This window comes from Psychrobacter sp. AOP5-GZ1-6 (assembly GCF_052376345.1).
In the GTDB taxonomy this organism is placed as follows: domain Bacteria; phylum Pseudomonadota; class Gammaproteobacteria; order Pseudomonadales; family Moraxellaceae; genus Psychrobacter.
On record NZ_JBQSVP010000012.1, the window covers coordinates 29,944 to 45,339 of the forward strand.

The following is a 15,396-nucleotide window of genomic DNA, read 5'->3' on the forward strand; positions in this document are numbered from 1 at the left end:
TCTTTAGTTGAAGTACTATTTCTGATGTTTCCAGTTTTCCTGATTTAATGGCATTTGGTTGAGTAAATCTCGTCTAGATCGCCAGTCTGGCATGTGAATGTCGAGCAGAGCTTTAAATCTATCGTTGTGCTGCCTTTCTTTGAAGTGTAGCAGTTCATGCAAAATGATATATTCCAAACAGGGCATAGGCTTTTTAGCTAAATCTAAATTAAGCCGTATATTTCCTTCTTCTATATTACAGCTGCCCCATTTGGTTTTCATTTTTTGGATCTGCCAATCGCTGATAGTGACACCAGTTTTCTTCGACCATTTATTGATAAGGTCAGGTGCTCTAGCTTTTAGTCGGCCACGATAGTATTCAGTCAATAGCTTAAGTTTTACTTCATCAGATAGCCCTTTATTTACGGTTAGGATAAGCTTACCGCTTTTTAGTTTGACCGTCTGAGATTTGAGTGTATCGCTCTCAATCACTTCAAGTCGGTAGCGTCTGCCCCAAAGATAATGCGTCTCTCCATTTACCATTTCTCGGGCTGATTGGCGCTCTTGCTTGGCAAACGCCGCCTGTTGCCGTCGAATCCAAGGTATACGGTGGATGACAGCCATCCGAATGGCCGTCTCGGTCATAGCATCAGGCGCAGATACTCTGACCTGTCCATCAGGTGGCATCACGCTAATATGTAGGTTTTTAATATCTTTGCGAGTTAAATGTATATCTAACTCACCAATCTTAATAAGCGCTGACTTAACAATCACTGATATTCCTGTTGTGCTTTCACCAAATTAATTAACGTTTCGATATCGATATCAACTTGATACTTAGAGATGGTCTGATGTACCGCATTCTTGATTCGCCGCTCTTTAATTAGATGACCTTGCCAATCAGCCTGTTTATGGAGACGGATAGCAGCATCTACTTTATCTGCTAATTCTTCGTTTTGATCCAAGTTGTCATATAGTGCGCGCTTAGCAGGAGTGTTAATAGTCTCAGGATACGAGTCACCACTTGCTGTGCCAGTCGGATTGATTACTTTAGAGGCTAGCTGGCGTATCTTTTGCAAGTATTCAGCGTAGGCAATGGCTTTTTTTCGGCGTAGCTCAATGAGCTCATCGAGTAGGGCAGACATATGCTCGTAGTATTTTGGGTTGATGGGGTTTTCATCGACAATCGTTTTGCGAACGTTGTTTTCGATGGTTTCCGCGACGTTTTCAGGGTTACTCGCTATATCGTTAGGTATGGCTTTGATTAAAGCTTCAGGCCCTTGATTGACAATTAACTCAATGAGTCCTAAATCTTCAAAGTCGATAACAGTCTCGCTAGGGGTGGCATGAATATAAGTGTCTAACATCCTACGCATGGTCGGTTCATAGCTTTTCATATCGATATGGTCGCCACTCATAAGCTTGATGTTATTACGAACGGACTCAAAGTGCTTTACATCATCTTTGATGCGTTTGATCTCTTGGTCACTATATCCCGCTTCAGACATTTCATTGGCGATATTACCATAAGAACGTATCAGCTTGGAGACGCTTTTATATAATGTGAGGCGCAGTTGTTCGTTTTCTATTTTATCAGCTTCGGTCACATCTTCACTAGGGCAAAAGTAAGCGGCATAGTCCTGTGTATTTCTAGGGTACTTAACAGGCTCACAAAGTCCTCTGACCATCTCTAGAGCATCATCTAGGTTTTGTTTTGCCGCACTTAAGCGGTTCTTTAACAGCCCATCAATATCTTCATCTTCATACTCTGAAAATGCGCCTTGCGTATAATCAGAAATAGTACTGTTTAACGACTGAAATAGATCCTGATAATCAATGATATATCCATAGTCTTTTTCCGCCCCATCGAGTCTGTTAACACGGCAAATGGCTTGAAAGAGGTTGTGATCAGCCATCTTCTTATCGATATAGAGATAGGTAGCAGAGGGCGCGTCAAATCCAGTCAATAGTTTATCAACAACGATCAACAGTCGCATTTGACCTGGTTCTTCGATGAAGCGTTTTTTAACAGCTTTCTCAAAGTCCTCTGCCTTAGAGCCTGCTTCTTGTTCACTGATATCGTAATAATCAGCAATCATTCTGCGATAAATTCGATATTTAAAAAGCTTCTCTGTCATGCCTTCGCCAGTTTCTTCACCTTTGATGCTATCTGCAGTCGGTAAGTAACTGGTCACAATTGCCACTTTGCCTTTCAAGAAAGAGTTATCAAAGGCCTCATAAGATTTACAGGCTTGATAAATACTATTGCACACAAGCATGGCATTGCCATGACCATCCATAAGCCTTGGCTTTTTCTGCATATCGAGCAAGATGTCATTGACGATGCACTCTATGCGCGACTGGCTAGACAGAACCCGCTGCATGGTTCCCCATTTTTGCTTAAGCTGGCTTTTAGCAATATTGGTTAAGCCACGAGTATGAGCATCGAACCATTCATCGACTTTCTTAGAGGAGGTAAGCTGTTGATCGATATCACGTGCTTCATACAGGAGGTCCAATACCACACCGTCAGCAACTGCTTCATCGAACTTGTAGGTGTGAATAAAGGGTCCAAATACTTCGATAGATTTCTTCTTATCTTTTTTGAGTAGTGGCGTGCCGGTAAAACCGACAAACATCGCTTCTGGCAATAATGCCTTCATAGCGCTGTGCAGCTTGCCAGACTGAGTGCGGTGACACTCATCAACAAAGACAAATAAATCGCCCTTAGGGCTAAAGTCTGACGGTAAGCTGGCTTGAATTTCCTTTATAAAGTCGTCTGTGTCTTTACTGTCATGGCTATCATCATCACCGCCGCGACCAAATTTATGAACTAAGGAGCAGAGCAACCAAGGGTTAGGCTGATTTAACTGGCTAATAAGATCAGCACCGCTCTTGGTGCGATATATTGATTCATCGACACCAAAAAAGACCTTCTCAATTTGTTCATCAAGCTCGGTACGGTCAGTAATAATGAGTACACGGCTATTGGTAACATTCTCCCGTATCCATTTAGCCAGCCAAACCATGGTCAAGCTTTTGCCTGAGCCTTGGGTATGCCAAACAATCCCATCCTTGCGCTGAGCAATGTGTTTTTTTGCCGCCTGTATCCCGAAATACTGATTGTGTCGGCAAGTCTTTTTGACACCCGAATCAAAAACAATGAAGTTATTGATGATGTCTAAAAATCGGTGCTTATTGCACATATGATATAGATAGAAGTCTAAGGGCTGATCGGTGAAGTTAGCGTTTGCTAAAGTAAGATGCGTCGGTACGCTAGAATCAGACTGGGGCGTATGATTGGGGTTGGCTTCTTTCCATTCTAAATAATACTTCTCAGGCGTTTCGATCGTGCCATAGCGTAAACCTTGGGTATCATTACCTGCCATAACCAATTGAATAGTGCTAAAGAAGCTGCGAATAAATTCTTTCTTTTGGTTGTCTAGGTTCTGATGAATGCCTTCGGTGACGTTGATGGTTGAGCGTTTAAGCTCGATCACGCCCAGTGCAATACCGTTGACATAAAGGACAATATCGGGACGTTTTTTATTTTCGCCATTGATGGAGACTTCTTCGGCAATGGCAAAGTCATTGACCTCTATGTTGTCCCAATCAATCAACCAGACGGTCTCTTTATGATCACCAGTACCTTCTTTTTCCTTAATGCCATAGCGCAGTAGTTCATAGACCTTTTTATTGGCATCGTATAATTTAACGCCACTGCCTATAGCGGCTGCTTTTTCTAGAGCTTTTATGGCTCTATTTTGCAGCGTACGGCTGACGTTACGTGAGCTTAGCCACGCCGCTAAAATCTCGGACTCAATGTTTTTGTTATTAGGTCGGTCTTTGAAGTCGCCTAGATAACGGTAGCCGAGTGTGTCGGTAAAGAATCGTACGACACGGTTTTGTGTGAGTCTTTCTATGTCGCTGACGTTACTCATGATTCAGCGTCCTCTGAAATTAGATTAAGACCTTGCATCAAAACCTCTAACATTTCATCTTCATGATTTTTGATCATTGTTTTATCCCAAATTTCTTTTTTGTTATCAATGCGCTGAATCATTTTGAGTAGTTTTAAGCTATCGATATTTCCAGCTTTAATATCTCTACCATCCGAAAAATATTTTACTTTAACATCAGGCATATCATTGCTGACACGTGAGTTAAGGCTATGGCTAATCAAACATAAATTACCGAATGAGTGGAGCAGCGTATCCTCTGTATTTTTGTCATTTATAAAAACTTTATCATCTCGTTTATTTTGAGGATAAAAGTGCTCTATAGAGCTTCGAGCAGTAAATATAAACTTAGGCCCGTTACCCTTTTTCCAAAGTAGATAATCTAAATAATTGAATACGAAAATATTCCGAATACTGCCATATCTAAGGTATCGCTTAATTTGTATAACTGGACTATCAAGATACAAGTCACTTTCATCATTTTTTAGCGAAATTTGGCTAAAGTCTGAGGTTTGATAAATGATTTGATGATAATCATCTGGTTCATCTGTTAAATAACGTCTTAACATAAAGGCGCGAGCTATTGTTTCTATATGATGCAAATAGTCTAAGCTATTGAGTCCAATCTCATTGTGCTTATAATTTTCATAAGCATAATATAAAACAGCATTGAGCCAGTGCTTATAGTTTGTAGTAGGCGTTGAGACATGAAAAGCACTTTGTAGCATGACTAGTTTGTCATTATTCTCTTTTTCAAAGCTATTTATATAGTAACCATTATTTTTATCATCACGCTTGGTCATTTTTTTAAGTGTCCACTGACCTTTGCTGTCCTGCATATTGCGCTTGATTATAAAGTGATCAAAGATAAATTTACCTTTCAGCAAAGCATATATAAAAGTCTTTACTTGTGACAAAGGCGTTATCTTATTATTGTTCTGTAGACTTTGATCAATATGTAGAACTTGATTAGCATCTAAGCTCTGATTAGTTTGTAAAACTGATGGTTTTATAATAAAGGTTTCAAACTGAGTGAGCAGCTGTTTATCATCAAGCGCAATATCTTGTTGGCTTGATGATTGCATATTAATCATGATTCTTAACGTATGTAGAAGGAAGCTTGAGAAGTTGACCAAGCTATAGTAAGTCTCGCTATTGCCGTCATCATCATCTTTATCAGCAGTATCATTAGGATTTGGTGGATTGGAGAAGCTATCCTTAAGGATGTCAAAAAGAGAGGGAAGCTTCGGCTTAACATTTAGGTTGTTTTCCGAGTCTTCAGAAGATTCCTCAGTATTTGATAAATCCTCTATTTGACTTGCAGACTTCTTATAGACATCTAGTAATTCCTCGAAATTATTAGTTTTTAAAACGTTCAAATTATTTGTAAATATCTCAGCGCGTAAGGTAGGGCTAAATCCGTACTGCACATACTTATTCATGTTGGCACAAGCTTCCCAAGTATCATGAATTAAGGTTTTCATAGGTTGCTTGTCTACAGCATCTATCTCATTTGTATTTGCTTTTTCGACTACTGATAATAAGCGCGCTTTGATAATTTCATGCTTCTCTAACTGCTCACCTCGGTTATTCATGACTTCAAAATAATGATTTAAATCTGTTTCATCAGGTACAGGGACCCGAGCGATCTGCACATATTCAAATAAATAATCACAAAATTCTTGGATACTGATTTTAGGTTTTTGATTTTCGTTAAAAGAGGTGGTATTAAATTTATTTTCCATCACCTCTTTAATAGAGTTATAGCCATTGATAATAGCAGGGTTTAGTTTATCCTCTCGGAGGTGCCCAAAATTCTGTAGGTTGTCGCTTAGTAGCAAGTCCAAAGTCTCAGTAGATTTTGGACGGCTTTCAAACTCGATATTTTTGTCTTTATACCATGTCATATCATAGTCGCTATCCAAAGCTTCAAAATGATTTTTCAGATATATAACCAGTAAGCTTAAAGTAGTAAAGCGCTGTTGACCGTCAATGACTTCAAATAATTTATGCTTTGAGGACGGTTGTAATCTTTCGAAGACTACTAAAGTACCTAAGTAATAGTTTTTATGATTACTTGAGGTTTGTGAGTTAATTTGAGCATCAATGATATCGACAATAAGTTGTTCAATCTCTTCATTACCCCAAGCGTAATTACGCTGATACATAGGAATAAGGTAGTGCGCTGTACCGTCTAGCATCTGTTTTGGCGTGAGTGCTGTCACTTGCTCAGTTGTGCTTTGATTATGGTTTGTCATATTTATATTTTTTTCTCTAAATATCTGTCAAATAGTTAAGATTCTTGAACAACTGGTAAATCTTATTATCAGATTTTTTATTAGACTGTTGTATATCTTTATCTTTCAATGGGCTAATACCACTAAGCCAGACTTGTTTAGGCAAGGTGGCGTCTTTAATACGTTTAAATAACATACCGTTCACCGCACGGTTGTCCATCGTTGCAAGTTTTACTGCATAGCGCTCTAGGCGTATTTTGAACGCCCAAATAAACACAATTTCTATAATCTGTGATAAATCTTGCATACCGAATTTGTCGATATAATAAATCAGCGCATTATCAAACAAGTTACGGGCATATTTATCTCCTTGTCGTCCTTTATCGCTATAATTTTCTAATAAGTGAATAATTTTAGAAGCTCGGTCATTTAACTTTTGCTCTTTTATAGTTGCGATAATAGCGCTTTCCTCGTCATCTGAGATGCGATCTATATGAATCGTTTTAGCTTGCGTGATAAGCGTATCGTAGTATTCAATCATCTCAAAGAAGCGCCGACCGTTGACTATCTTTTGATCTAATTGAAAAGGGTAGCTCATCTCCTGAGCATCGATATGACGGTGCATATTGCTATTATAGTCATCGATGAAATGATGAGTGATCATCATAGCTTTAGCATAATGTGGTAAATCTTGTTTATGTAATGATACGCCTTTAAAGCTATCGACATAACGGCTAGTAAATTTGTGAGCAGGCTTATGATCTATCCAGTGCTTAATTCGAAATAAATGCTGACCAAATAGCCTATGTAAATCTTCATCTGCTAGGCCTTCCCAATGAGCGACCGTTTGCGCTTTAATATTTGGATTAAGCTGTTCATCATAAGCGCTAAACTCACGCAAGTGAAACGCCTTAAGCAAGTCATGCGGATAAAGCTCTTTGCCGCGGGAGTTCTGTGAGTCAAAAAACTGAAACGCTTCTGACTCATCTTCTAAGATAAAGATGACGACTTGACACTTATGTAGCAAAAAGTCGATATGGTCGATACTCAGCTCACCACGGCTGATAACGCGTAGTATCTCTTGAAAGTTTGTATGCAGATTATAGACAGAGATATCACTGGCAAACTTTTGATGTTCAGCCAGCTTTGGCACGCTCTGAGTAAGATTACCTAATACCTCGCGAATCGTTTGCTCAGATTCAGGCTGACTTGAGTCATCAAGATTATAATATTTGATAATCGCCATGACCGTCAGCATAAGCGTTAAGGTGCGCTGCTGACCATCGACGATATTAAGAACAATGTTGCCCTCATCGTTTTCAGAACTATGCAGTACGATAGTACCCAGTCGATAGGCAGGCTTGTCACTTTGGGTTTTGATATCGTTGAATAGACTGGCAATATTTTGCTGATTCCACTTATAAGGGCGCTGATACTCAGGGATAGTAAGTGAGTCCTCATTCAACAGTTTCGCTACAGATATAATCTGTTGATGTAATTTGTGAGGCGATTCACTTTTGTACTGACACTCTTTTTGGGACTCTTCCATAGAGTTACTCATACTCACCTTGCTCTTCAACTTCTTTGCCCATCGCTTTAGTGATCAGTCCAATCAGTTGATTGCGTCTATCTGCTATAAAACCGTCAAAGTCATCCGCACGTAGGAGCTCAGGTGATAATGAGTGGCTGGCAAGTAGCTTATCCATCTCTTCATCTGCTAAGCCAACTTGTTTTTCATTTTGAATTTTAGGTAAATATACGGAAGGGGCATCGCCACCAATTTTACGATTGGCTTTATACGAGATGCTGGTTTTATTTAGAATACTGTCATAAATATCTCTATTTAGATTACGCTCATCACACCATTTTCTTGGGAAAATATGATGAATATCGAGCGCGAGCTCCTGCTGGGCATCTAGCTCTTGGATAGTGGCATTCCAAAACCAGTCTTTGGCACCTTCACGTAATATCAGGATATTGATGGCTTTATAAGCTGCACTATTACGCGAGCGCAAGCTATGTAACCTTTCTGGTTGAAAAAAAGCATCGCTCACTGTGCGTGGTAGTTTGCTATCATCCTCAAACCACTGTAGCAGTTCTTCAAAGTCATTAGCGATACGAGTTTCGACAGCGCCCCCGTATAGCTCACCAAGCACGCCTGACCAATACCAGCGAGCCAGCTTTTCATAGATTCTCGGCTCAAGCCAGCGATTACCTAGCTTGGTCATCACTGCTGCTAGAGGAACGACTTGCGTGCTATATGGCAGCTCACTACGAGCATAAAAATACTCTTTGCGTAAAAATTGGGCTGCTTGTCTAAAGCCTTGCTCGACACTATCGGCGTACTGCTGCCATGCAGATAATGGTAACTTAAGCATATCGGTGCGCTTGGCACTCACAGGGCGTAGTTGCTTGCCCGTTTTACCTGCGTCGATATCAGCATTTCGCAAATCAAAGGTATGCAAGATAGTCACAGCTTGTAGTATTTCAGTGGCCTCAGTGCCTTTTAGCAATAACTGCGTGCCAATGCGAGCTTTACGCGACTCTACATTGCGATCTTTTGATCCAAGCCAGTCATCACGCAGGTTATAACCCTCAGCGGCATAGCTTGCAGTGATCAGCTCAAACACCGACAGCTGAACGCCGCCTGTATTTACTTTTTCAAAAACTAAGCATACCGCTTCTTTTGTAGATTCTTTTTTTAGCTCAATAACGGGCAACTGATAGGTAGTAAATGGGTGAATGATCTTGGTCAAAAACTCCATGAATACAAACATATCGCTTTGCTTGTCAGTGTTCATAGTCAAGTATTTACTCAGCTCAATCTGCCACACATTGGAGTTGAATATCTGATCACAAGGGAACATCATGTGCTCGCATTCTTTTTCAATAGTGGATAAATCTATATCGATATCACGTCCAAAGTTGCTTTTGATTTGCTTGTTTTCATCGACGGCGACGATAGCGTCTTCGATATAGTCCTCGGACTCGATAGCCTTACGAATATCAAAATAATAATGGCGCTGAATTTTTTTACCTTTACTAGTGCGGGTCTGTACTGGCGTCGTTAGCCCTATCGCTTGGGTAAGAGTGGTGAGACGTTGTTGGCCGTCGAGTATGAGCTTTTGCGGCTCTATGCTTTTATCTATTAAGTTTTCGACACCTTCGACAGGGCGAGTTTGAAATCTGACCTCACCACCAGTCTCTAAGAGCATGACGGCACCTACTGGGAAGGAGCGGGCAATACTAACTAGCAAGTCTTTTACATGATCATCATCCCATACCCAGCCACGCTGAAAGTCTGGGAGTTGAACTTTTCCAAGCTTGATATCGTTTAGTAGTTGGCTAAGGAGTATTTTGGTGGAGTCAAAAGTAGTCATTGCTTGAAGAGTCCTTCTTATTCATTGTATTTGTTTTTTATTCATCTAATCGGGATGAGGTTCGATGTAATTTAATGCGCCAACCGCACTTTGCCTGTCAACAGCTGCTGCATCATGCCTTGTTTAATATCACGGGTTTTTTCTAAGCGCTGCTGCAATGCCTGTATCTCGGCATCCATATCGGAGAGAATAGTGGCAATGGCGTTTTGTTCAATTGAGCTATTAGGCAATCTAACTTTCAACGAACTAAATTCACTGATCCAGTGTCGTTTATGATCACCTACTTTATAGTCGATATTCGATAACAATAAGTAAATTAACTGAATTGGTACAGAAGTAGACTTTGGTTTTAGAATTTTCATTGCAGATGATTTAACTTTGAACGGAAAGTTTACAAACTGTGTGGCAGTTGTAAAATCATCAAATATGATTGTTGGAAGACTTCTATAGATTCCATGTGCTTCTTCAGTGTAACCAAGGATGAAAGACTTTCCAGCTGTTAAGACAGGTGTAGTACCATCTTCAAGAAATTCATTGCCATCAATAATATATTTAGTAGGCTGCTCATAAGATAATAAATCCCTAAGCTCTACTAAATCCCAATCCTCAGGAATCCGCCCCAATTCAGTCTGTTTAAACCCTTTAGCACTACCATCCTCACGAGTAGCAAACTCAGGTAGGCGAGTTTTGCCTGTGAGTAGTTGTTGCATCGTGCCTGTTTTAATGGCTTCTTTTTTCGCAATCAGCTTTTCTAGAGAGCCGATTAAATTATCGACATCGGATAGGGCAGTGGCGATGGCGGTTTGTTCTTTTTTTGGTGGTACTGGGAAATTGAAGGTTACAAAGTCCTTTTGGTATAAGTGCGTAATAGTAGAGCCAGCTGTAATATTCCTAATGAACTCTTTGAATAAATTTGATGTTAATACATAAAAAAAGTATTTAGGTACAAAGCTATTGTATTTAGGTCTGATAACAAAGACCCCACTATTTAAAGTAGCAGGTTTAGGTAACTCATCTACATATCCGACTTTACCAATAGTGCCGTCTTTAGTGACTAGAACATCATCTATTCTTAGCTGAATATTTAAATCTTGCTTGTATCTCCATTCGTCAACATACCAACAAGTATCCCATTGAACCTCTCCTGCATTGAAGTCAGTACCTGTCACTAAATAATAATTACCAGTACTTTGATATTCATTTGTTGTTAATGCTTGCCAGCCAATACGAGCTTTTAGGGTGGCATCCTTACCGATATTTTTTGTTTCCCAATTCTGAGGAATAACGCCAACCTCAGTCTGTTTATAACCCTCAGGTATTCTAACCTCACTCATTACGCCACTCCCATCGCTTGCAGATGCGCTTGTACTTTTTGGCTTAACGTCTCCACCTCATCGACGATTTGCGATAGCGGCTCAGCATAACGCTCATCCAGCTCTTTGATACGATTGGCAAGTTGGGCAGTGATGCGCTCAATCTCATCTTCGATACGCCCTTGTAGCGTGGCGTGCCATTTATCATCAGTCAATAGCGTTTTGATAGCCGTTTCATCCAAAGTTGGGTAGTGTTTAAATACCGCTAGATCTAACGCATCTTGTGCTTCTTTTAATACCTTTTTTGTATTGGCTTCAGTATCGAAGTAAGAAAGCAACTGATGGAGTGCATTTTTTTCATCGCTATCGGTGGCGAGCTTGAGACGGGCGTTGACACTAGACTTAGTAAAGCTACCTTTGTCCGTAGCAGCATCTGCTAGTAAGCCTTCCTCATCGCCATGCTCCTCAACGTAGTCAGCTATGGTACTTGAGATGGTGTCTAGCTCAGCCTGTAGCGCATCGATATGGGCTTGCTCATCGTTATAGTAACGGTCGATGATAAGCGCTGGCGGGATAAGCTCGGCTTTGTACTTGACCTTATTGATAATCAGGTCAGGTTCTTCTTTAAGCTTTTCACCCTTAGCCACGACCAACTTGCGCAGCTGTGCGCCTACTTGCCAGCCATCTTGGCTAATAGCATAGATGTCGTCCTGCAAGCTCTCACTCCAGTAGTCCATCAGGATTTGATAGATATCGTATTTATCTAACAGTGGGGCATGAGCATAACGTGCTAGCAGGTCTTCACTAATTTTATGAATAAGCGCTTTAGGTCTATCGCCTTTGGTGATTTCACTTAACTGGATAGCTTGCCACCAGTCATTGAATGGCGTTAAGCTTTGCTCAGCAAAGGTAATAAACTCAGGATGAGCCAATACTGCCGCTTTGACCTCAGTCGATGCCACGAGACACTCGCGATAACCATCACGCAAATCAGAAAATAGCGTCTGGCGTAAGTTTGGTAATACCTGCCAATAAGACTCTAGAGAGTCGATGTCGGCAACAGGGATACCGCCTTTTAAATGCGCAGTCAGATCATGCTGATCTTCATCAATACTGGCATCGATATAGCGAGGGATGTTTAAGTTATAGTCGTTATCAATGATCTCATCCAACTTAACCATTCGGCTATAGCCTGTCAGAGTGATTTGAGAATTAAAGACATCGACGATTTTATGAATATCTTGGCTACGCAAACGGTTTTTATTACCATCTTTCATATAGCCGCGACTGGCATCGACCATAAACAGACCCGCGTCACCTTTGGCTCGACTCTCTGCTGTGTTTTTATCTATCACAATGACACAAGCAGGGATGCCCGTACCGTAGAATAGGTTGGCTGGCAAGCCGATAATACCTTTTATGTAGCCTTGTTTGATTAAGTTCTGACGGATATGTGCTTCAGCGTTACCACGGAACAGCACGCCATGGGGTAGAATCACTGCGCCAACGCCCGTGCTTTTTAAACTTTTGATGATGTGTAAAAGGAAAGCATAATCACCATTCTTCTCTGGAGGAATACCCCAAGTAAAGCGGTCAAACTCATCCGACTCTGGGTTTAAGCCACTGGTCCAGTTTTTATTACTAAACGGCGGGTTTGCTACGATAAAATCAAACGTTTTGAGCTGACTGCCTTCTACAAAGTGCGGAGAGGATAGAGTGTTGCCTTTATAGATATCAGCACCTGTTGCCCCATGCAAAATCATATTCATCTTTGCCAATGCGGTAGTCGCAAAGTCCATCTCTTGACCATAGATAGTCAAGCCGTGTGGTGCTTCATCGCTAACTTTAAGCAGTAGAGAGCCTGAACCGCAGGCTGGGTCATATACTGTCGCGTCCAGTGGCGTATTGTCGTCAACACCAATAATCTTGGCCAAAATACGTGATACTTCCGATGGCGTATAAAACTGACCCTTTGATTTACCAGATTCAGTAGCGAAGTGACGCATGAGGTACTCGTAAGCATCGCCTAGTAGGTCATCACCATCAGCACGGTTGCCTGATAGATCCAATCCTTCAAAAATACCAATCAGCTTCGATAAGCGATCGACATGCTCTTTGCCTGTACCGAGTTTTTCTTCATCGTTAAAGTCCGCAACATCAATGACACCGCGCAAACCATTGGCTTCCGCCAGCTTAGCGATAATTTTATCGACCTTTTCACCAATCTCTTTATCACCTTTCAGCGCGACCATATCATCGAAGCTACCACCTTCCGGTACCACGATATCGCCAAAGACATCGTCTTTATATTTATCAGACACATACTTCATAAATAGCATGGTCAATACATAGTCCTTGTATTGACTCGCATCCATGCCGCCACGTAACTCGTTACAGCTTGCCCAAAGGGTAGAATAAATCTCGGTTTTCTTAAGTGCCATAGTTATAAGTCTTATGATTGGATAGTGTTTTATTGAATGAAAAATTTATCGAAGAATGGTATCACATTACAGCTTGTTTGCTTGTCATATACACGAACATCTAGGATTGGTATTTGTCGACTCTAGTTTGGATTAAGTATAAATAAATAAGAAGTTTATTTGAATAGCATTAGAGTATTATACGTCATCTGTTGTCGTGAGAAGTCGATAGTAGCTTAAATGAGTATGGGAAACTTCTTTGACTAATGGTGCAGGCTTTTTGGTTATCAAAAAACCTACCCCCAAATCTTGGACGGTTGAAGTTTATTTCAATGACTGAGCAATAGCCTCAAACTGAGCTTGCGATATTGTGTGGTATTTCTTTCTAACATGTCTTACCATCAACACCAGCCATAAATCGACTGACAGCTTCTGATACATCCGAGAGAGAGTTTTCCGTGACATCGAGCTGCTCCAATGCTTTTAGATTGGTAACACTATCAGGCAGACTTTGTAGGCCATTATGATAGAGCCCAAGACTTTTTAATTGCTTTAGATTGCCTATCGAGCTTGGCAGGGTTTTGAAATTAGAAGCACGTATCTCTAGTTTTTCAAGGTTTATTAAATTATCAATACTATCAGGCAAAGCTTTCAACGATTCATTGGCATACAGCTCAATACTAGTAAGCTTGCTTAGATTGCCAATAGAGTCTGGTAACTCCTGAACCTGCGTTCCTCTCATATCAAAATGGGTAAGCGATGATAGATTGCCAAGCTCATTAGGAAGTCTCTCTAAGCTTTTTGAAAAAATCTTAAGAGCTTTAAGATTCTTTAGTTTACACAATACCTTTGGGAATTCAGTGAAAGCGCAGTTCATATAAACCAGTGTCTCTAAGCTATCTAGTTGAGCAATCTCTTCTGGTAGTTCATTAAAACCTCTTAGCCTAAGGTACTTTAGATTTTTTAAATGGCCGATAGCGCTAGGTAATGGCTCAGTAGACTCACTTTCGCTTTGTAATACTGACTTATTATCAATATAACTATAACTCGTTGATTTTCCATATCCCAAATCCAGTCGCTCTAACTGGCGCAACGCTTCAGGTTCACGAGGGACGGTGCTGTCAGAGCTGCCTGCTATATTATGGTTGTCAATCCAGTCCCATATCTCTATCATCCAGTCTTCAACGTGCGTATCTTGCTTGCTATTAGTGTTGTCATCTTGGTTGGTTTTATCGGTAAATGCTGTCATAAGGTTACCTGTTAAATAATGATGGTTAAATGAGGTGAGTGCATTCAAATTCTTAGCTAGTCTTATTGCTATGTGTCAAACTTAAGAGCAGTTGGGCACAGTAATAAGACCAAGGTAAGCCATATTTTTAACAAAGCTTGGACTATCAGTGACTGAGACTGATAAAGGTTTATGAAGCTGTTTTATGGGTTTGCTTAAAAAAGCGGAATAGCAGAAAGCGCTCATAAGGCTCAGTCGCTGAGTATGAGGAAAATGATTGAGAGGTTTAAAGTTTGGATGTAATTGACTAGAAGTAGTCATAAAGAAATCTCCTGTTGCTCTGTCTGTGTCAAATTGAAACGACACAGTCACCTTACAGAGCAAAAAGGAGTTGTGCGTTTTACCAGTCTTTGTTTTTCATCGCGCTGGAAGTAGCCGTAAACCCACGATGTTTTTTATCATAGCAAGCTGTTTATTATTTGTCAAAAGTGACATTGAGCTATGCTGAAGGAATTCTAGAGAAGAATGACAATATCTTAGCGACTGCAAAGCAGTTAGGCATAGCCATGCAAACCTTATCTAACTGGCAGAATAAAGCGAATGAAGGCTATCGTATTGTCTCAGCATGCTGATCTTTGATAGTACTGGGGCAGTCTGTTATAAGTATTTCTATTAGAGCAGTCTATTTTAAGTGGTCTATTAACAGGTTTAAAGAGTAAAATGATTGGTTCTGTTGAGATATAGATCGCTAAGACCGGTGTGGTTTGATTTTTATCGTCAGGCTGCGTCATCAAAATCTCCCAAGTTCAACTATACGGATTTGACAGCAGGGGTCATAGAGAGTGGGATGAATTTCATGATTGTTAATACATTTACGATT

At 40.5% G+C, this 15,396-nt stretch carries 9 protein-coding genes; 1 reads left to right on the forward strand and 8 read right to left on the reverse strand.

The features are described 5' to 3' along the window. Positions 1–15 precede the first annotated feature (15 nt). From ACT3RN_RS03230 to ACT3RN_RS03265, 8 genes are all read right to left on the reverse strand, one after another. Positions 16–753 carry a M48 family metallopeptidase gene (locus tag ACT3RN_RS03230; RefSeq protein ID WP_444518473.1) on the reverse strand — a complete coding sequence of 246 codons (738 nt, stop codon included), beginning with the start codon at positions 751–753 and terminating at the stop codon, positions 16–18. Continuing rightward, positions 750–3,920, reverse strand: a complete 3,171-nt coding sequence (locus ACT3RN_RS03235; protein ID WP_444518474.1) for a type I restriction endonuclease subunit R — start codon at positions 3,918–3,920, stop codon at positions 750–752. Before ACT3RN_RS03235 ends, ACT3RN_RS03230 begins: the two co-directional genes overlap by 4 nt. Continuing rightward, a complete protein-coding gene (locus tag ACT3RN_RS03240; RefSeq protein WP_444518475.1) occupies positions 3,917–6,196 on the reverse strand; it encodes a DUF262 domain-containing protein in 2,280 nt (759 codons plus the stop codon). Before ACT3RN_RS03240 ends, ACT3RN_RS03235 begins: the two co-directional genes overlap by 4 nt. A gap of 16 nt (positions 6,197–6,212) precedes the next feature. Further along, positions 6,213–7,736 (reverse strand): DUF262 domain-containing protein, encoded by a 1,524-nt coding sequence (locus ACT3RN_RS03245; protein WP_444518476.1) that lies wholly within the window; start codon positions 7,734–7,736, stop codon positions 6,213–6,215. Next, entirely contained in the window at positions 7,729–9,555 is a 1,827-nt protein-coding gene (locus ACT3RN_RS03250) for a GmrSD restriction endonuclease domain-containing protein (RefSeq protein ID WP_444518477.1), read from the reverse strand. Before ACT3RN_RS03250 ends, ACT3RN_RS03245 begins: the two co-directional genes overlap by 8 nt. A 71-nt stretch (positions 9,556–9,626) precedes the next feature. Beyond that, entirely contained in the window at positions 9,627–10,889 is a 1,263-nt protein-coding gene (locus ACT3RN_RS03255; protein WP_444518478.1) for a restriction endonuclease subunit S, read from the reverse strand. Next, positions 10,889–13,309 carry a type I restriction-modification system subunit M gene (locus tag ACT3RN_RS03260; RefSeq protein ID WP_444518479.1) on the reverse strand — a complete coding sequence of 807 codons (2,421 nt, stop codon included), beginning with the start codon at positions 13,307–13,309 and terminating at the stop codon, positions 10,889–10,891. The genes ACT3RN_RS03255 and ACT3RN_RS03260 overlap by 1 nt, the downstream gene beginning before the upstream one ends. Positions 13,310–13,673: 364 nt before the next feature. Beyond that, positions 13,674–14,537 carry a leucine-rich repeat domain-containing protein gene (locus tag ACT3RN_RS03265; RefSeq protein WP_444518480.1) on the reverse strand — a complete coding sequence of 288 codons (864 nt, stop codon included), beginning with the start codon at positions 14,535–14,537 and terminating at the stop codon, positions 13,674–13,676. Positions 14,538–14,995: 458 nt separating this feature from the next. Between ACT3RN_RS03265 and ACT3RN_RS03270 the strand changes: the two genes are divergently transcribed. Continuing rightward, complete coding sequence (locus tag ACT3RN_RS03270; RefSeq protein WP_444518481.1) at positions 14,996–15,148, forward strand: hypothetical protein; 153 nt, start codon at positions 14,996–14,998, stop codon at positions 15,146–15,148. Positions 15,149–15,396 lie beyond the last annotated feature (248 nt).

Coding starts and splice junctions, on each gene's coding strand:
- ACT3RN_RS03235 (WP_444518474.1), bottom strand. CDS start 3,920: ATGAGTAACGTCAGCGACATAGAAAGACTCACACAAAACCGTGTCGTA.
- ACT3RN_RS03240 (WP_444518475.1), bottom strand. CDS start 6,196: ATGACAAACCATAATCAAAGCACAACTGAGCAAGTGACAGCACTCACG.
- ACT3RN_RS03245 (WP_444518476.1), bottom strand. CDS start 7,736: ATGAGTAACTCTATGGAAGAGTCCCAAAAAGAGTGTCAGTACAAAAGT.
- ACT3RN_RS03250 (WP_444518477.1), bottom strand. CDS start 9,555: ATGACTACTTTTGACTCCACCAAAATACTCCTTAGCCAACTACTAAAC.
- ACT3RN_RS03255 (WP_444518478.1), bottom strand. CDS start 10,889: ATGAGTGAGGTTAGAATACCTGAGGGTTATAAACAGACTGAGGTTGGC.
- ACT3RN_RS03260 (WP_444518479.1), bottom strand. CDS start 13,309: ATGGCACTTAAGAAAACCGAGATTTATTCTACCCTTTGGGCAAGCTGT.
- ACT3RN_RS03265 (WP_444518480.1), bottom strand. CDS start 14,537: ATGACAGCATTTACCGATAAAACCAACCAAGATGACAACACTAATAGC.